The sequence below is a fragment of the Acaryochloris marina S15 genome (genome assembly GCF_018336915.1).
Classification (GTDB): Bacteria; Cyanobacteriota; Cyanobacteriia; order Thermosynechococcales; family Thermosynechococcaceae; genus Acaryochloris; species Acaryochloris marina_A.
Genome location: NZ_CP064923.1, coordinates 652,066 through 670,726, shown reverse-complemented (window position 1 = coordinate 670,726; position 18,661 = coordinate 652,066). Strand labels below are relative to the sequence as shown.

Below are 18,661 nucleotides of genomic sequence, written 5' to 3'. Positions count from 1 at the left end.
GGTACCGATTCTCAGTATCTATTAAAAGCATATTATCCGTGTCTCAGTCGATCGGTGGTGGTGTCAACCACAGATCAATCTTGCGCATTATAGCGATGTTAGTTGCGTCGGAGATTATCTTTGGCAAAACAAACTCTCGAACTGCCGCATCGTCGTCCGTATCTGGGAGACCTTCAAGCCGCTCTGCACGTATTGCCCGGGCTTGGAATTCCTCGATTGATGCAGGTGCGAACGTCGACTCAGTTTCGGAATTGAATATCTGTAGCGTCGTGATAGCGCGATCGTAGAGTTCCTGATATCCCGGACCAAGTAAATGTTGGACAGCATTATCCAGCTTCGTCAGAAGATCATCGTGTCTTGACAGGTCGTATCTAATAAACTCGAATTCTCGAACATCTACAGGTGCTTTTTCAGGCTCATCTTGTGTCAAGAAAATCACTGGTTTACCGTTGGCTCGGGCAATTCCAAGCTCATAGAAAACATTTGGATTCGGATGTGAGATATCTCCAATGATAAAATCTGCGTTCTGAATCTCAAACTCGATCTTCTCCATTAAAGCTTTAGTGAGAACGCTGGTGTCGCCACGGCGAACGCTAAGGCCATGAGTTTCCTCAAGATATCGCTGTAAGTAAAGAAAAAAGAAGTTAAGTTCTGGTCGGAACGGCATCACAACAAAACAAACCTTTTTACCACTCATGAGCCTGCCGTGAGTCGCTTCTGCATCGACAACACAAACCGTGTAAGGCGCTCGTGCAACTCATATGAGTCATGCGGGTTGTAAGTGAGGTATTGATACCCTGATAAATCGCTGGGGATTTGTCCTTCAGACTCAGAACTAATAAGTATAATAAAGGGCTTTCGAAGACCGTGGGCAACACCGAGTTCAAATATCACATTCGGGTTAAATTCAGATAAGTCCGCAATAATGAAATCGCTCAACCGTAATGATTCAAGCATCTCGTCAGCCCATCGCGCGCCGGCAACAAACTCCTCCGGAATAATGGGCTCAACTCCATTTCTCTGCAAGATGTCAACAATGATCTGCCTAGCACTCACTTGAGAACGACCGTATGGCATGAGCACTAGGCATCTTGGCGTATCCATCATCTCTCTCATCGTACTTAATAAAGTCTGCAGCGGCTTAACTAGTAATTATATGAAGGCATGATAGCTCCAGAATCAAGACATTTTTCGACTCTAATCCGTATACTTCTGAAATCAGGATGTTATCTAGATACTATGGGAGCATGTCACCTTTGCAGATGCACAAATTCTGGGATCAAAAATTTAACGTCTAAAAGCAAAGACTAGTAAAGATTTTTGGGATGAGTATATATAAGCACTTAAGCAGAAGTAATTACAATCTATTTCCTTGCTAAGCCAGGGTTTTAGCAAAAATGTTGTGAAATTAATTATGTCCTACTGCTTACTTGATCACAAAAATAACATGCTCTCAATACTATCCATTCAATTTATCAGAAATAGTAGTTTCCACCACTGTAAACAGATCCACCAAAGCAGTGTTACTTGCCATGTCCATCATCCTCAGTGGGTATGTATCAAAATTAAGCTAGTACCCTCATTATCTCCATCCCCCTTAACTCTCAACACTCAACATTCCTTTATCCTGAATCAAGGGAATATAGAGCCAATCTGGGTTGATGACAGATTCTAAGCTACATCAGTTACCAGTCGCAAAATTGAGGACTGCCTTGCGAACTTGGTATCAAGAGTCAGGACGAAATCTCCCCTGGAGACAAACCCGAGATCCTTACGCCATCTGGGTCTCAGAGATCATGCTCCAGCAAACCCAGGTTAAAACCGTCATTCCTTATTATCAACGTTGGCTAGCCCAATTCCCCACCATTGCCAGCCTAGCAGCCGCTCCCCAACAGGATGTTCTGAAAGTCTGGCAAGGACTGGGGTACTACGCTCGGGCGCGGAACTTGCATCGAGCTGCCCAACAAGTCATCGCAGACTGGGACGGGACTTTCCCAGAGCAATTTGACCAAGTGGTGAGCTTACCCGGCATCGGTCGAACCACTGCCGGGGGAATCCTTAGCGCCGCCTTTAACCAGCCCACCCCCATTTTGGATGGCAACGTCAAGCGCATATTAGTCCGGCTACTCGCCATCCAGGTGCCACCGAAAAAAGTGTTAGCCGATCTGTGGGAAGCCTCCACAGCGCTCCTCGATCCAGAGTATCCTAGGGAATTCAACCAGGCATTTATGGACCTCGGGGCAACCCTATGTACCCCCAAGCAACCCCAGTGCCATCGCTGCCCCTGGATGTCCGATTGCCAAGCCTACCGCCATCAACTGCAAACCACCTTACCCATGACCGAACAGAAAGCCCCAGTGCCCCATAAACAAATTGGCGTTGCCGTGATCTGGAATGACCAAAACCAGGTGCTGATCGATAAACGCCCTCAAAAAGGATTACTGGGTGGCCTATGGGAATTTCCAGGTGGGAAAGTGGAACCCCAAGAATCCGTGGAAGACTGCATTCGCCGCGAGATCAAAGAAGAACTGGGTATTGAGATTGGCGTTGACGATCATTTGATTACAGTCAATCACGCCTACACCCACTTCAAAGTCACCCTCATGGTTCATCATTGCCACCATATCCAAGGTGAGCCCCAGGCTATTGAATGTGATGAAATTCGCTGGGTTACCTTAGCAGAGCTAGATGAGTATCCCTTTCCCAAAGCTAATCAAGACATCATTGCCGCCTTACGGGCTTCTAAGCAACCGGAAACCAAAGGCTAAAATAATGACCTCAGCTCTATCCCTACCGAGAGGCATCCGACTGTGAGTACGGTTTATACCCGGCCCTTAGCCCGACTGGTTGAGCAACTGCAGCGACTCCCCGGCATTGGCCCTAAAAGTGCTCAGCGATTAGCCCTGCATCTGCTGAAACGACCGACTGCCGAAGTCGAAGCCCTCGCCAATGCCTTAATCGAGGCCAAACAACAGGTCGGTTTTTGTTCTGTTTGCTTTCATTTGTCCGCTGACCCCGTTTGCGATATTTGTCGTGCCCCGAGTCGCGATAAGACGGTGATTTGCGTGGTTGCCGATTCCAGAGACGTGATTGCCCTAGAAAAAACGCGGGAATTCAAGGGCCAATATCATGTGCTTGGCGGCTTGATTTCCCCCATGGATGGCATTGGCCCCGATCAGCTGAATGTCCAACCCCTGATCCGCCGGGTTCACCAAGCGAAGACCCAAGAGGTGATTCTGGCCATTAACCCCAGTGTGGAAGGCGAAACTACCACACTATATGTCGGTCAATTGCTCAAACCCTTTACGCGCGTGACGCGCATTGCCTTTGGTCTACCCATGGGGGGTGACTTAGAATATGCAGACGAAGTCACCCTTGCTAGAGCACTAGAAGGGCGACGAGATCTGGATTAAATGATGTCTAGAGAAATCCCTAAAGCTTTTGCTTTACGAAGTTCACGAGTTGAGTCAATGCCCGCTTCAAGTTAGCAATCTCAGTTTCCATCGACTCTACTCTCTGGCGTAGTTCAATCACCTCAGTATTGTCAACGGCAGGAGCAGCCTCTGCAGGCTTACTGGCTTCCGTACGGAGTCGAGGTAATCGAGACTTAGTAAAGGCACCTTTAATCGCCTTTTGCAATTGATGCTTCTCAAAAGGCTTTTCAATAAATTCAAAAAATTCGAAGGGTTCTGTCAGCTTATCGGTGACTTCTTCCTTTCGACCTGACATGATGACCAAGGGAATGGACTGCAGATCGTTCTCATTTTGCAGTTCTTGATAGACTTCCCAACCACTAACTCGGGGTAACAGAAAGTCCAACATGATTAAAGTAGGGCGTTCTTGCCGAATCAAGTTTAAGCCTTCTGCACCATCCTTAGCTTCTAAAACCTGAAAGTCACCTTCCGGCAGCATATCCCGGACACGCATACGAATGACCTTGCTGTCATCAATCACTAAGATTTTGTGACCTGCCACGCTTAACTCCTACATCCACTAATGAGTAAGGGCTGAAAAATACCAGTCTAGTTCTAAACAATCTCTTGATAATGCATCAGATTGAACAAGAATCTTGCCTAATAGAATTAGACCCTCTTCTAGAGTTTGCCCTGATTTGACCCTAGAAATGTCACTTCACCTTAAGAAATAATTCAACAATAGAGGAAAAAAGAGAATTTAGGAATCTTATCGCCTTCAATCTAGACATTTTCGCCAGATTTTTTTGGCCTGTTAGGGAATCGAAAATGGTGTTAGTCTGCTGTTGATAAAGCTTGCCCTTTGCCCAAATTCTTACTGAGCCATGCCGTTTTTTCAATCAGATGATCAGCTCCAATCTCAAGGCCAATCCATTGTGGAAGAGGTCTGGACTAAATTTCCTTGGTTAGCTCAAAATCAGCTGGCCATAACTTGGCTTGTGTATGATCCACCTTTCATCACGAATACAGGAGGCAGCATCAGTCCCCAGGAATTTTGGCAATATCCGGTGCGGGGGTATAGCTATCGCGGGGTGGAATGTATTTATCCAGCCAGTGTGGTCAAGCTGTTTTATCTCGTCGCTGCCCATGAATGGTTAGAAACGGGAATGATGCAGCCCTCCCCTGAATTAGAGCGGGCGATGCGGGACATGATTGTTGACTCTAGTAACGATGGTACGGGTCTGGTAGTGGATATGCTGACCGGCACCACCAGCGGTCCTGAGTTATCCCCTGAACCCTTTAAGACCTGGCAGTACCAGCGCAATATCGTCAATCGATATTTTCAATCCTTGGGCTGGCCGGAACTGGGCACCATCAATGCCAATCAAAAAACCTGGGGAGATGGTCCCTACGGACGAGAGCAGGCATTTGTGGGAGAAAACCGAGCCAATCGCAATAGGTTGACCACAGAAGCCTTAGCCCGTCTGCTGCACAGTATTGTCGGTGGGGTATCGGTATCGGCGGTGCGATCGCAAGCCATGCTAAACCTAATGCTGCGGAATCTCAGCCCAGACGTGCTGGCCGCAGATCCAGAAAATCAAGTGACCGGATTTATCGGCAGCGGCGTTCCTTTAGATACAAAAGTATGGTCCAAAGCTGGCTGGACCAGCACCGTCCGCCATGATGCCGCCTATATTGAATTGCCTAATCGCTCTCCTTATTTATTAGTGGTGTTTACCGAGGGCAAACAGGCCAGCGATAACGAAGAAGTTATTCCCTTTATTTCCGCCAAAGTGGCTGAGGTTATCCCCACCCACTCTTCTTAATCACCAGGTGGGATCTGAGAATAAATTGATCGTCAGTTGACCATAGCCAGGGGGAACAGAAGAGATACAAGAACACATCTCTCCAATCTCTTCAACATCCACCTCACAAGCGTGACAGGATCCCATTAAGCAACCGGTGGGAATCTCAATTCCAGCGCGCTCAGCAACCGTCAACAATGGCTCACCAATTTCAGCCTCGATGGTGACATCGTCAGGCATAAATTTCACAGAGACAGACAAAGCTAAACCTCACAAGCAAGTTGAGAAGAGGGCGTGTCAATAATCTTAATGAATTTCATCCCCAAGTGGCTAGGAGCCGTGTCTAATCGCTGTTGTCCTTTTTAGATGAGGATTCACTCTTGATATCTGCGTAACGCAGCCCATCACCCCAGATAAATGAGTGTAGTAAAACTCACATTTCTTTAGCTCAATGTCTAGACAATTGATATAAATCACTGTACCTACCCCCAGGGACAGTTAGACTTTCAGACAAGTGGCGATGATCCTAAACAGACGCTTCAATCTGTCTTTTAACCAGTGGGATGCGGGATATCTGGTTCAAGACTGAAAGCCTCTGGGAAAGAGCATGCAGCCCATCAGATCGATCACTTCAGGTCTATCAGAGCAGGATGTGAACGAAATGATCCAGAGTCATACCCATTTAAATACTTGTAATTTTTGGTATTCCTATCGGTCGACTCTCTTAAAATATTGGTTGGAATGAGCGTTTGGGTTGATGGTTGAGATGTCCGGACAAGTCATAGCCTCTCGGTATCATGTGCTAAAAACCTTAGCGCAAGGGTCTTTTGGTACTACTTTTCTAGCCCGAGATACCTATTTAACAGATTATCCAAAGTGCGTCATTAAGCAGCTCCAGCCAGATTCTAATGATCCTAAATTTCTGGAGATTGCCCGCCGACTCTTTGAACAGGAAGCGAGTATTCTAGGCAACTTAGGAAATCATCCTCGGATTCCCAAGCTGTTATCTTATTTTGAGTCCGAACAAGATTTCTTCCTGGTCCAAGAGTTTATTGATGGCATTTCAATTGCCCAGGAATTGAGTGGAGATAAACGGTGGCCAGAAGCCAAGGTTAAAGCCTTCTTGGTCGAATGCTTAGAAATCCTCAAATATGTCCATGATCTAGGGGTTATTCACCGAGATATTAAACCGGATAACTTAATTCGACGGTTATCGGATCAAGCCGTATTTTTGCTGGACTTTGGGGCCGTCAAACAAATTAATCGCGGTCAAAGTCAGGTGGTCGAGACCACCATTGCCGTCGGCACCCCTGGCTATATGCCAGACGAACAAATTCGCGGCAAACCCCATATCAGTAGCGACATCTACGCTTTAGGCACCATTGGTATCTATGGTTTAACGGGCGTTCGTCCCGTCGAATTTGAGCGCAGTGAAGAAGACGAAATCCTCTGGCAGAATGAGGCCGACGTCAGTCCAGAGATGGCTGACATTTTGCGCAAGATGGTTCGTCGAGACTATCGCAAGCGCTATCAGTCCGTCACCGAAGTATTAGCGGATCTCGACCAGGTACCTGATGTTGTGGGTAGCATGACCCTGGCAGCCGCCAAAACGGAAGCCATGCCCCCGTCCGGCAAGTTAGAGAAAGAATACGACCCTGCAGAGCCACCCTCAACGATTTATCAACCTCAAACCACAGTAACCGCAGACAATCCAACCAACCAAGTTACCAATCAAGCCACCAATATTCAGGCACTGCCGGTACAGCCAGAGAAGGGGACCGCCCCCATCTATGAGACCAGTAAGACGAATGCTAAATCCCGCAAACTCCTTCAGGTGCTCGTGCCCTCTACGGTTTTAGTCGGAGCAGGCATTGGTGGATTTCTGCTGTGGGGTCCTAAAAACCTCAGCCAAACGGCAGCTCACCTGGGCCAACTACATGGGCAAGCCAAATATTCTGAATGTATTGACCTGGGCGAAACAGCCATGACCCAACAATCTGAAGCGGTCAACCAATTGCTGAATCCATTGTCGAAGTGCTATCTGGGCCAGGCCAAACAACTGGCTGAGGAAACGAAGTTTGGGGAAGCTGTGCAGCTGATCACGAAGGTGTCGGATCAGAGTACCTATCATTTTCAAGCCACCCAGAAATTAGATGATTGGTCCGCCCGCATCTTGCAGGACGCTCGCCAGAACTATGAAGTCAAGGGAGATTTAAAACTGGCTTTATCGGGGATTGAACAAATTCCCACCACCAGCGTCGTCAAGACAAAGGCCCAGCGAGAATCCAAGCAGTGGCAAGACAAACATAGTGCCAATGAGAAAAAGATCACGGCAGCTAAAAAAGCCTTAAAGGAAGGGCGTGAGGAAGATGCGATCGCAACCGCCAAACAAATCAAAACCCCAGAATACTGGCAGAAAATCGCCGATCAAATCCAGAAGGATGCCAAAACTGCGATCGCCAATCGGCCAGCCCCCGAAACCGTTTGGCAGCCCCCTGCACAAACGGCCACCCGGCCGGCTCCTCCGGTCTATCAACCCCCCGTTCGGTCAGCCCCGGTTTACCAGCCTCCAGTCCGTTCAGCTCCTCCCCCGGTCTATCGCCCCCCTGCCCGATCGGCTCCCCCGCCTGTCTATCAGCCTCCTGCACAGCCTGCCCCCCAGAAAGAAGTGGTGAATATCTGCCCTGGTCCTTTGTGTTCAGAATGAGGTTCTTTGCCTATGTCATCAACAACTTAGCTATCAGGCCTCTTGCTGATTCCTCAGCCAGCCAAAATTTATGCGGGTGATTTATGCCAGTGACAACGACTTCAAGGTATTAAAATGACTTATTTTTCTAGAGTTCTCCTCACATCTTCTCTCCTCTTAACGGCCATTGCCAGCCCCTTAGCAGTCTCTGCTGACCCTGGTTTATCGACACCCGGCATCCCTGCTATCCCCAAGGTCTCAGAAGGAGAAAATGCCACCTCTCCCCAAATCAAACCGGGTATTTCACCAGACCAACCGGTAAAATCCAGAATTCGCTATGAATGTAAAAATGAGGCGGATAAATTATCGACCGTAGCCCACACTGAGCGAGGCATGATTGAGCTCATTGTCTGGGAAAGTAACTTTTTTGGCACAACTTGGACTCCTGCCAAAAGATGTGAAGCAGTAACCCAACGATTTCAGCAATTCTCTGACCAGCGATTACTGCGATTTGTCTCTACTGGAAGTATGAATAACTACAAAGTTATTTGTATCTCTGAGAAAGCAGGGCAATGCCTAGATCAAGGGTTATTAATTACCCTTGAGCCGAAAGATAAACCCACACGGGTACTGCGCCAACTGTTCAACTATCGAACTAGTATTCGCCGGGGAGGTCCTAAAAAAGAGGTCATTGACTTTGAGCGATTGTTAAACGAGAGAACGCCCATCGCTGAGCCGGAAAGTGCCATTGGCGGGACCACGGAAGACCCTGTCAGCCCTAATACTGGCTTAAACAACTAATCTATAAGCCCCTCGTGAATTTACTGGTTTTTTTAGAGACCTCAGCTTTATAGCTATCAGTATTTGAGGCTTTTAGGCCTGAACTATTCATTTTTGATCCAGAGAGTATTTATCCTTTTTACTCTCTGGATTTTTTATGCACATCATCAAGATTCGGTCACTCCATCCATCTTATAGATATTTATATTTTCTGAATTTCAGCTTCCATTCCTTGACAGTATGGTTCAATCTAGGGTGTCTAATTTCCTGAGTCTGCACAAGAGGACTGTTATTTATTGCGCTTAATTTGTGGATAAATTTATGCCGTTAAAGCCATTATCTATTTGCCATCTGAGTCTCCTCTCGATTTCTGTTTGTCTCTCTTTTCCTAGCCAGGTGGGAGCAACGGAACTCTCTCTGAAAAATACTTACCCTTTTAGCCAACAGGATTTAGCCCTTCAAGAGAGTCTGATGGGACGGACGCCAGCCCCTCTCGGCGTTGTGCTAGCCCCAGACTCGGCAGCAACCAGCCCTCCGGCACCAACAGGATTGAATTCTCCTCTACCCTCTGTCGCCAACACTACAGCCTCTCAACAGGAAGTCCTGGCTATCACTCATGGTTCCGATGAGGCTGCGACTAACCGCCTGCCTGAATTCACACCTCCATTGACTGCAGTTACAACGTCTACCCCCAATGAGACACTGCAAGAAAATCCCACTTTCTCTGAGGGTGAGTTCACCTCCAGGCTTCTACCCACAGCCGCAGCAGTTCAACCTTTATTAACCCTCGATCAGATTGCTCAGATTCCAGAAGGACCCAACCCTGAAGATGCAGCGGGTCGTCGGCCCAGTATTCGCACCCAACCCTCTAGCCCTGATGAAGTCCCGTTGGATCTGCGAGAAGAGTTGCTAACGCCCAAGGTGATTTATAGTCCTAGCACCACGATTCTGACGCCTTCTGCCTATGGCAAATCCTGGCGTCAAGCTTCCGTTGGCATTGGCTTTCAACATCGCACTCGGTTTACAAATAGTTCTGATGGAGCGATTGGGGTTGGCTTTGGCTTAGGCGATGCCCGCAAGTATGTGGGTCTGGATGTGGGACTCACCCTAACAGATTTAGATAATTTTGAGCGGGGCATCATTAGCTTCAAACTGCATCGACGGTTACCTGATTTATTTGCCGTCGCAGTCGGCGTCAACGATGCCATTAGCTGGGGACCAGGAGATATCGACGGTCCCAGTCCTTATGGTGTGGTGTCAAAGACATTTATCCTCAAGGAAAATACGAAGGATCTGTTTAGTCGAATGTATGTCTCCGCTGGATTGGGGACAGGACGCTATCGAACGGAGAATAATGTGTTCACGGATGATGATACTCCGGGCATTTTTGGCAGTGTCGCCCTGCGGATTGCTGATCCGGTGAATGCGATCGCAGAATGGTCTGGCCAAGATTTATCCCTAGGCTTTTCTCTTCGGCCCTTTCGTGAAATTCCACTGATTATTACCCCAGCAATCACGGATGTTACTGGCACCGCCGGAGATGGTGTGCGCTTTATTTTTGGCATCGGTTACGCCATCACGTTTTAGAGCAGTCCGTTTATTGACCTGATCGATAGCCAACTTGAATAGAAAAATCTATTGTGACCATGATCAAGATATTTAAAACCCCTTTTCGCCTCATTAATCTAGGGTTGCTGACGGTAGCGATGACCTTGAGCGTTGCTGATCGGAATATGGCCCAAACTCCGCTAGATCCACCGATTACACCAGGCACACCTCCCACCAGTCAATCCGATATCAATATGACAGGCCAATCGGATGGAAATACGGACGTCAACCCGGGGTTTGAGGATCCGCCTGCAGATACTCCTTTTATTGATGGTGTACCCACCGAGATCGCCACGATTGAAACCAGCTTTGCAGGGGTTTATGCCTCTAAGTTTGGTCCGTTCTTTGGCGAGGCAGCTTCTGCAGATGTGATTTCCCAGGAGTTAAAGAAACTCGCTAAAGCCACCGGAACCAATCCAGCATTGCTCTATGTCCTGAAAACGAGAGAGGGGCTGCAGCTTGTTTTGGTCACCGCAGACCTTAGTGACCCTGAGTTGAGTCGTATTGATCGAGCTATCCAAGTAGCCTCCAGCCAACCGATCCAACTGGGACAAGCGGCTCCGTCCACAGATGATCTCAATAATCCCAACGTGACGTTTGTAAAAGTACCAGAGGCTACCCTAGGTCAAGTTTCCAAGGTATCTAAAGACTTTCGACAGCAGATCAGTGACCCAGTTGATTTCAAATCCAAAAGCTACTTGGACTCGGCCCAAAAGCTTCATCAATGGATGGTTCAGCCACTAGTCGCCGAGCTAGAAAAGAAAAAGATCGATACCATCATCTTTTCCATGGATACGGGGTTGCGATCGCTCCCCTTAGCCGCCCTCCACGACGGTCAACAGTTTCTGGTGGAACAGTACAACCTGGCATTGATTCCCAGTTTTAGCCTGACGGATACCCGCTTTTCTCCTATTCAAGGCAAGCAGGTTTTGGGCATGGGAATTACCAAAGAAGTCGAGGGCCAATCGCCATTACCCTCTGTTGCAGTGGAGATTCCAGCCCTCACTGAAAATATTTGGCAAGGATCAGCCTATTTAGATCCCGATGTCACCCTCGCCAATCTCAAGAAATTTACCCAACAGCAACAGTTCGACATTATCCACTTAGCCACCCATGCCGAGTTTAATCCTGGCAAGATCGATAAGTCTTTTATCCAGCTTTGGGATGGCAAACTGACCCTCAAGGATTTACGAGAGGTGGCCACCCAATCCAAATGGAGTGATACCCCCACCGTAGAGCTATTGGTGTTAAGTGCTTGTCAAACCGCCCTAGGCAATACAGATGCGGAGCTGGGCTTTACGGGTTTAGCGATTCAATCCGGCGTAAAGTCGGCCCTGGGTAGTCTCTGGTTTGTCAGCGATGAAGGCACGCTGGGCTTAATGACAGGGTTTTATCAAAACTTGAAAACGGCTCCCATTAAGTCGGCGGCGTTGCGGCAGGCCCAAATGGCTATGCTCAATGGTCAAGTTCGATTGACCGATGACGCTCAACTCGTCTTAGCAGATGGCTCTCAAATTGCCCTGCCTGCTATTTTTGCTGAACGCGGCGAAGTGGACTTTACCCATCCCTACTACTGGTCTTCGTTCACCATGGTGGGCAACTGGAATTAATCTGACCAAACAACCCATTACCCCAGCAGCCTGAATCATTTCCTCTATAGTTTTTCACCAGAATTGAGAGGAAGAGAACAGCTATGGCCAAATTTGCTATGCTCTTGAACGGATTGAGGAACGGTTTAAAGGGTAAACATCTCATATGTTCAAGAGAGTCGCAAAACTAGGACTACTAGTAAGTTCAGCTTTTTGGCTGTCTATCAGTTGTCAGACTAAACCAGCCAGGAGTGCAGAGCGAATTTTTGCCTCGTTTCTCTCCTTTGAGCAATCCGTCTCAGTCAAATCCTTGGAGACCTTTGCCGAAACGGGGCGAATCACAGGTGATTTTATTCCCTATGCTCGCTATATCAGCCCTGAGCAGCGCCCATTTCTCCAAAATGCCCTACAACAAAAGCTAGCCATCTCTCCAGTCGCCCTATCCCAATTTCTCTATTCAGATATTGGCGAGTTGATGGTCCAACGGGTTGCCCGAGTCATTCGACCCAAATCTAATCACGGTGGATTCTATGCTCTGAGAGGCGCATTGATCGTGGCAGCGGCGGATCCAGAAGGTCTCACAGTTTTGAATTTTCTCAAGCACTATCCCATCCAAGGGCTGAAGATTGACCTCAGTGAAGGATTAGCTGTCTTCTCTCAAATCCGGGGACTCATTCGGCAAACAAACACATTAATTCAGGTGTTGGAGAACCAGTCCCCTGCTAGCCCCATAGCCAGTTCCACAGGGTCTGCCTTGACTCAGCAAGGGCAATATTCTTGGCAAAAAACGACCCTCACCCTATCCGATCAAAGTGCCACACGGCAAGGGCTAACGGGGCAATCCCGGCAGTTCCCCGTTGATATCTATCTACCTCAAACGGCCGCTCCCAAGCCTATTGTTGTGATTTCTCATGGCCTCAATTCCAATCGCAACTCTTATGCGTATTTAGCAGAACATCTTGCCTCTCATGGATTTGTGGTGGTCATGCCTGAACATATTGGCAGCAATACTAACCAGCTCCAGGCGCTGATGTTAGGACGAGTGAAAGACGTAACCCAGCCCATCGAGTTTCTGGATCGTCCACTGGATGTGCGGTTTATCTTGGATGAATTGGAACGATTAGCAACCGCCGATCCAATGTTTCAGGGGCAGCTAAATCTGGAGCAAGTAGGGGTCATTGGCCAGTCTTTTGGGGGATATACCGCCCTAGCCGTAGCGGGCGCAACGATCAACTTTGGGCAACTTCAGCAAGATTGTGGATCGCGGCTTAAAGACACCATCAATATCTCCTTAATTCTTCAGTGCCAAGCGTTAAAGTTGCCTCAACAACGCTATAAGCTGGCAGATCCCCGAGTTAAAGGGGTCATCGCCATCAACCCAGTCGATAGTAGTGTGCTGGGCGAGACTCTCAGCCAAATTCAAACCCCGGTAATGCTGGTATCAGGCAGTGCGGACAAAGTGTCTCCATCGCTCCTTGAACAAGCGACTCCGTTCACGTGGCTCACCACAACAGACAAATATTTTGTCTTGATGCAGGGGGGCACTCATTTTTCCACGATCGCAGTCGATCCATCCAGTGAGTCTGAAGCACAGCCTGAGTCCCAAAAACTGTCAGGACCATCTCCTGATGCGGCTAAATCATACCTATCCGTATTGAGCCTAGCCTTTATGAAACAGCATATTGCAGAAGAGATGGAATATCAGTCTTATTTGTCTCCTGAGTTTGTGGCGACTTTGAGACAAGGTAAACTCAAGCTCAACTTAACCCAGACTCTCTCTACCCATGAGATCTTAAACCCCAGGTAATCGAGCATTGCCAAAATCCAAGTCTTGAGAGAAAGGTCAGATCTACAAGACTATAGTTGAGATCTAGTTGATAACACCTGCAGGCTTGTTGATGTTCTCTGCTGTATTGGCTAGAAAGGTTATGGAAAGAACCTCAAGTCATGAAAGAGAAACATCCCGTCGAAATTCTTGAAGACTTTTTGTGGAAGATGCTTCCAGGGAACTATCAGCCATACGGATATACATTTGACTGGAAAGTTTCAAAACTGTTCTTTGATGATGATTTTTCAAATTTAGAAAATATTGAAGCTGATTTTCAACATGAATATGAGGTGGTGGTTGCCAAAATTCAAGAGGTTTGGGGCCCCGCTGACTTTCGGGGGAACGCCGACACTGGCTCTCCAGATTGGTATTGGAACAGCATTATCGAAATGAGTTGCTGGGACAAAGAAGAAGGAATAGCTTATGTTGCTTATCATAGAGATGATAAAGAACTGCCCTATGAAATAACGCTGGGAACAATATTCGAAGAGGCACTTGAAGAGGAATGGTGAGTGCTGGGGTTGCTGAGTTGGAACGATTCGTTCCGCACAGTGAATTTATTTTGCAGTCAACTGATGTATTTCTTGTTGAGCTAACGATCAGATGCTACAAACTCCTATTCAACGATTGACGTTAGAAAAGTTTCTAGCATTACCGGAGACAAAACCTGCTAGCGAGTATATAGACGGGCAAATTATTCAAAAACCGCTACCACAAGGAAAGCACAGCTCGATCCAGACAGAATTATCGACTGCGATCAATGCTCGGTTAAGACTTCAAAAAATTGCCAGGGCCTTTTCAGAATTACGCTGTACTTTTGGTGATCGATCCACTGTTCCAGATATTTCCGTCTTCAGTTGGGGCAGAATTGTGCGTGATCATCATGGAGAGATTGCTAATGTTTTTCAGCTGGCACCTAATTAGGCCATTGAAATTCTGTCTCCCGATCAGAGTCATACTAAGGTGACTAAAAATATCCTACATTGCCTCGATCAGAGGGCTAAGATGAGTTGGCTAATTGATCCAAGTGAAAAAGCAATCTTGGTTTATCGGCCACAGCAACAGACTTTAGTGTTTGACCTACCAACGCAGCAACTTCCTGTCCCGCTATTTGCAAACACTTTACAACTGACCACTGAAGAAATTTTCAATTGGCTACTGGAGTAGTCATGCACTACAGAATCATTCATAGCGGCTCCACATGCGCAAAATCTTGATCACTTTTTGCTCATCAAAGATTTGGTAAACGAGTCGGTGCTGGATGTTGATCCTTCGGGAATAATACCCCTGCATATCACCCACTAACTTTTCGTAGGGCAGAGTATAAGGATCACTCTGTAATACTGCTATCAGTTTTTGAACTTTTGGCTTGAGATCAGATGCTGAGACTTTTTTCGCATCTTTAGCAGCTTGCTTGGAAAGAACAACAGTCCACATTACCAATCCAGATTTTCAACGGCAATACATTCTTCCACAGGTTCTGCGGCTGCCGTCCGAATGGAGTCAGTCATCCCCGGAATACTGCTTAAATAAATTGTTTCCTGGATAGCATCCCAATCTTCTTTAGAAATCAAGATCGCATCGTTGCGTTTACCAGAGATCACGATGGGTTTGTGATGTTCAGCGATCTCATCAATCAGGTGATATAAATTATCTCTGGCTTCTCGAACGGTCAACAAATCCATGAGCTTCCCTGATTGGTACCATTTTCGGTACCAATCTAACATGTGTGTCTTGAGGGTTTCAGGTTTCTGGCGGAAAGCTGGAAGCACAGTTTAGATCTCGTGACTCATATACAGGTCATCGTTGCCCATATACAGGTTACTCGTTGATAATGTCTGAATGACTTGTTGATGTTCTCTGCTGTGTTGGCTAGAAATTGTGACAGAACCCGGACGCTATAAAAAGACCGTAAATCTTCCCAAGACCAAGTTCGATATGCGCGCCAATGCGGTAAAGCGCGAACCTGAGCTACAAAAGTTTTGGGCAGACCAAAATATTTACGAAGACCTGTCCCAGAATAATCCGGGCGAGGTGTTTGTGCTCCATGATGGACCTCCCTATGCCAACGGGGATTTGCATATTGGTCACGCCCTCAACAAAATTCTCAAAGACACCATCAACAAGTTTCAGCTTTTGCAGGGGCGCAAAGTTCGTTATGTACCGGGTTGGGACTGCCACGGGTTACCGATCGAGCTGAAGGTATTGCAAAATATCCAGCCTGAGAATCGAGCCAAGCTAACGCCGTTAAAACTAAGGTGGAAGGCCCGTGACTTTGCCCTGAAGACCGTTGAGAAACAAAGCAAGAGCTTTCAGCGTTATGGCATCTGGGGAAATTGGGAAAACCCTTACCTAACTCTGAAACCAGAGTATGAAGCGGCCCAGATTGGTGTTTTTGGCAAGATGGCCCTTAAAGGATATATCTATCGAGGCTTTAAGCCTGTTTACTGGAGTCCTAGTTCCCAAACGGCTCTAGCAGAAGCAGAACTGGAATATCCTGAAGGCCATACCTCCCGCAGTATCTATGTCACCTTTGATGTGAAGTCTTTGTCGGAAACGGCACAGCCACTGTTAGCTAAGTATTTGCCGACGCTAAAAGTGGCCATCTGGACCACGACGCCTTGGACGATTCCAGGTAATTTAGCGGTTAGCCTGAATCCTGATCTCACCTATGCCGTGGTGAAGTCTGGGGATGATTATTTGATCGTGGCGGAAGACTTGATCGAGCAGTTGACCGAGACCTTGGAGTCTTCGTTTAAGGTAATCACAACTCTACCGGGTAAAGCCTTAGAGCATTCGACTTACCAGCATCCCCTGTTTGAACGCCAGGGACCGTTGGTATTAGGAGATTACGTAACGACGGAGTCGGGGACGGGTTTGGTGCATACCGCACCAGGGCATGGACAAGAAGACTATCAGGTTGGTCAGCAATATGGCCTAGATTTGTTGTCGCCTGTGGATGGCGATGGCACCTTTACCAAGGATGCGGGTCCGTTTGCCGGGTTGAATGTCTTGAATGGCGGCAATGAAGCCGTGATTGAAGCGTTGCAGTCAGCGGGTGCCCTGCTGAAAGAAGAAAGTTATGCCCATAAATACCCTTATGATTGGCGGACTAAACAGCCAGTAATTTTGCGAGCGACGGAGCAGTGGTTTGCATCGGTTGATGGGTTTAGAGAGGCAGTACTAGATGCGATCGCAACCGTAAATTGGATTCCCGCCCAAGGCCAAAACCGGATCACCTCCATGGTCTCCGAGCGATCGGACTGGTGTATCTCCCGCCAGCGCAATTGGGGTGTGCCTATTCCCGTGTTTTACAACGACGCCACGGGAGAGCCTCTCCTGAATGAAGCCACCGTCAATCATATCCAAGCAATTGTGGCGGAGAAGGGCTCCGATGCTTGGTGGGAACTCGACAACGATGAACTCTTGCCCGAACCCTATCGCAGCGATGGCAATACCTACCGCAAGGGCACGGACACCATGGATGTCTGGTTTGATTCTGGGTCGTCCTGGGCGGCAGTCTGTGATCAGCGTGAACCGTTGAAATATCCAGCCGAGATGTATTTAGAAGGGTCCGATCAGCATCGGGGTTGGTTCCAGTCCAGCATTCTCACCAGCGTGGCCACTAACGGTCATGCTCCCTACAAAACCGTTTTGACCCATGGCTTTGTCCTCGATGAACAGGGCCGCAAAATGAGTAAATCCATCGGCAATGTCGTTGACCCGGCCATCGTTATTTCTGGAGGCAAAAATCAGAAGCAAGATCCACCCTATGGCGCTGATGTATTGCGCCTATGGGTCTCGTCTGTAGACTACGCTTCAGATGTGCCCTTGGGCAAAAATATCCTCAAGCAAATGGCGGATGTCTATCGCAAGATCCGCAATACGTCTCGATTCTTGCTGGGTAACCTCCATGACTTTAACCCTGCTAAAGATGCGGTGGCTTATAAAGATCTGCCCCAGCTCGATCGCTATATGCTGCATCGAATCACAGAAGTGTTTACGGAAGTGACGGACGCTTTTGAAAGCTTCCAGTTTTTTCGCTTCTTCCAGACGGTGCAAAATTTCTGTGTGGTGGATCTGTCCAACTTCTACCTAGATACGGCTAAGGATCGCCTCTATATCAGTGAGCCTGATGCTCTGCGACGAAGAAGTTGTCAGACGGTGTTGGCGATTGCGCTTGAGAACTTGGCCCGCGCCATTGCCCCGGTGCTATCCCATATGGCGGAAGATATCTGGCAATCATTGCCCTATGAAACGCCCCACTCCTCTGTTTTTGCAGCAGGATGGATGCAGCTAGAGGAGCAGTGGAAAAACCCTGATCTCGCTAGCCAATGGGTGGCCTTACGAGATATTCGCCAAGAGGTGAATAAGGTGATGGAACAAGCCCGCGTCGAAAAGGAGATCGGTTCATCTCTGGAATCGAAGGTATTGCTGTATGTGAGCGATACGGCTGTACGTCAGCAGTTAACAGCCATGAATCCTACGGCTGGTGAGGGTTCTAATAATGTGGATGAATTACGATACCTATTTTTGGCTTCTCAGGTAGAATTGTTGGATACACCTAAAAGTTTAGGTGAGTTAAAGTACCAGTTTCAGTCTGAAACCCTGGGTGTGGGAGTGGTGAAGGCAGATGGCGAGAAATGCGATCGCTGTTGGAATTACTCGACTTATGTAGGTCAGTCTGAAAAACATGCATCGTTGTGCGAACGCTGTGACTCAATCATCGAAAACTTAGTCACCCAAGGCCAAGTCAGTCAAACTGAGGATGGCAGCTACCAACCTATTGCACAGTAGCAAGGACTCGAAGACTTCAAAGACAACAGTTGGTATAAAATCTTGAAAGGAAGTTACTAATATAATTGACTCTCAAATCACACTCTGTGCCAGACAGTCATTTTTTATAAAAAACTGTTGTAGCTCCAGGGCAACCTTGCCCTCTGAGCATCTGC

At 47.6% G+C, this 18,661-nt stretch carries 16 protein-coding genes and 1 pseudogene; 11 read left to right on the top strand and 6 right to left on the bottom strand.

Going from position 1 to position 18,661, the window contains the following annotated elements; translation table 11 throughout:
* Positions 1-43: 43 nt before the first annotated feature.
* Both I1H34_RS03815 and I1H34_RS03810 read right to left on the bottom strand, forming a co-directional pair.
* Positions 44-697 (bottom strand): Rossmann-fold NAD(P)-binding domain-containing protein, encoded by a 654-nt coding sequence (locus tag I1H34_RS03815; RefSeq protein WP_212664424.1) that lies wholly within the window; start codon positions 695-697, stop codon positions 44-46.
* On the bottom strand, positions 694-1,077 hold the full coding sequence (locus tag I1H34_RS03810; RefSeq protein ID WP_212664423.1) for a TIR domain-containing protein: 384 nt from the start codon (positions 1,075-1,077) through the stop codon (positions 694-696). The genes I1H34_RS03815 and I1H34_RS03810 overlap by 4 nt, the downstream gene beginning before the upstream one ends.
* Before the next feature lie 584 nt (positions 1,078-1,661).
* Between I1H34_RS03810 and mutY the strand changes: the two genes are divergently transcribed.
* Together mutY and recR are read left to right on the top strand one after the other, a co-directional pair.
* Complete coding sequence (gene mutY, locus I1H34_RS03805) at positions 1,662-2,768, top strand: A/G-specific adenine glycosylase (RefSeq protein ID WP_212664422.1); 1,107 nt, start codon at positions 1,662-1,664, stop codon at positions 2,766-2,768.
* A gap of 42 nt (positions 2,769-2,810) precedes the next feature.
* Positions 2,811-3,413, top strand: coding sequence for a recombination mediator RecR (recR, locus tag I1H34_RS03800; RefSeq protein WP_212664421.1), 603 nt, complete (start codon positions 2,811-2,813; stop codon positions 3,411-3,413).
* Positions 3,414-3,432: 19 nt separating this feature from the next.
* On the opposite strand, the gene I1H34_RS03795 is transcribed toward recR, so the two are convergent.
* Positions 3,433-3,975 (bottom strand): response regulator, encoded by a 543-nt coding sequence (locus tag I1H34_RS03795; RefSeq protein WP_212664420.1) that lies wholly within the window; start codon positions 3,973-3,975, stop codon positions 3,433-3,435.
* Between the two features lie 322 nt (positions 3,976-4,297).
* Here I1H34_RS03795 and I1H34_RS03790 point away from each other — a divergent pair, with 322 nt between their 5' ends.
* On the top strand, positions 4,298-5,239 hold the full coding sequence (locus tag I1H34_RS03790) for a serine hydrolase (RefSeq protein ID WP_212664419.1): 942 nt from the start codon (positions 4,298-4,300) through the stop codon (positions 5,237-5,239).
* Here I1H34_RS03790 and I1H34_RS03785 read toward each other — a convergent pair whose 3' ends face one another.
* Positions 5,240-5,479, bottom strand: a complete 240-nt coding sequence (locus tag I1H34_RS03785; RefSeq protein ID WP_212664418.1) for a 2Fe-2S iron-sulfur cluster-binding protein — start codon at positions 5,477-5,479, stop codon at positions 5,240-5,242.
* A gap of 496 nt (positions 5,480-5,975) precedes the next feature.
* Between I1H34_RS03785 and I1H34_RS03780 the strand changes: the two genes are divergently transcribed.
* From I1H34_RS03780 to I1H34_RS03750, 7 genes and pseudogenes are all read left to right on the top strand, one after another.
* Positions 5,976-7,925: a serine/threonine-protein kinase gene (locus tag I1H34_RS03780; RefSeq protein ID WP_212664417.1), complete on the top strand. Its 1,950-nt coding sequence runs from the start codon at positions 5,976-5,978 to the stop codon at positions 7,923-7,925.
* Positions 7,926-8,039: 114 nt separating this feature from the next.
* Entirely contained in the window at positions 8,040-8,705 is a 666-nt protein-coding gene (locus I1H34_RS03775; RefSeq protein ID WP_212664416.1) for a COP23 domain-containing protein, read from the top strand.
* Between the two features lie 300 nt (positions 8,706-9,005).
* On the top strand, positions 9,006-10,271 hold the full coding sequence (locus I1H34_RS03770) for a hypothetical protein (RefSeq protein ID WP_212664415.1): 1,266 nt from the start codon (positions 9,006-9,008) through the stop codon (positions 10,269-10,271).
* Positions 10,272-10,330: 59 nt separating this feature from the next.
* Positions 10,331-11,902: a CHAT domain-containing protein gene (locus tag I1H34_RS03765; protein ID WP_212664414.1), complete on the top strand. Its 1,572-nt coding sequence runs from the start codon at positions 10,331-10,333 to the stop codon at positions 11,900-11,902.
* Between the two features lie 145 nt (positions 11,903-12,047).
* Positions 12,048-13,688 carry an alpha/beta hydrolase gene (locus tag I1H34_RS03760; RefSeq protein ID WP_212664413.1) on the top strand — a complete coding sequence of 547 codons (1,641 nt, stop codon included), beginning with the start codon at positions 12,048-12,050 and terminating at the stop codon, positions 13,686-13,688.
* Between the two features lie 140 nt (positions 13,689-13,828).
* Positions 13,829-14,221, top strand: a complete 393-nt coding sequence (locus I1H34_RS03755; protein WP_212664412.1) for a hypothetical protein — start codon at positions 13,829-13,831, stop codon at positions 14,219-14,221.
* Positions 14,222-14,312: 91 nt separating this feature from the next.
* A pseudogene (locus tag I1H34_RS03750) lies at positions 14,313-14,876 on the top strand (Uma2 family endonuclease).
* Positions 14,877-14,891: 15 nt separating this feature from the next.
* Here I1H34_RS03750 and I1H34_RS03745 read toward each other — a convergent pair.
* Both I1H34_RS03745 and I1H34_RS03740 read right to left on the bottom strand, forming a co-directional pair.
* Entirely contained in the window at positions 14,892-15,146 is a 255-nt protein-coding gene (locus I1H34_RS03745) for a Txe/YoeB family addiction module toxin (protein ID WP_212664411.1), read from the bottom strand.
* Positions 15,146-15,394 (bottom strand): type II toxin-antitoxin system Phd/YefM family antitoxin, encoded by a 249-nt coding sequence (locus I1H34_RS03740; protein ID WP_212666126.1) that lies wholly within the window; start codon positions 15,392-15,394, stop codon positions 15,146-15,148. The genes I1H34_RS03745 and I1H34_RS03740 overlap by 1 nt, the downstream gene beginning before the upstream one ends.
* 196 nt (positions 15,395-15,590) lie before the next feature.
* Here I1H34_RS03740 and ileS point away from each other — a divergent pair, with 196 nt between their 5' ends.
* Positions 15,591-18,506, top strand: a complete 2,916-nt coding sequence (gene ileS / locus I1H34_RS03735; RefSeq protein WP_212664410.1) for an isoleucine--tRNA ligase — start codon at positions 15,591-15,593, stop codon at positions 18,504-18,506.
* The last annotated feature ends 155 nt before the right edge of the window (positions 18,507-18,661 follow it).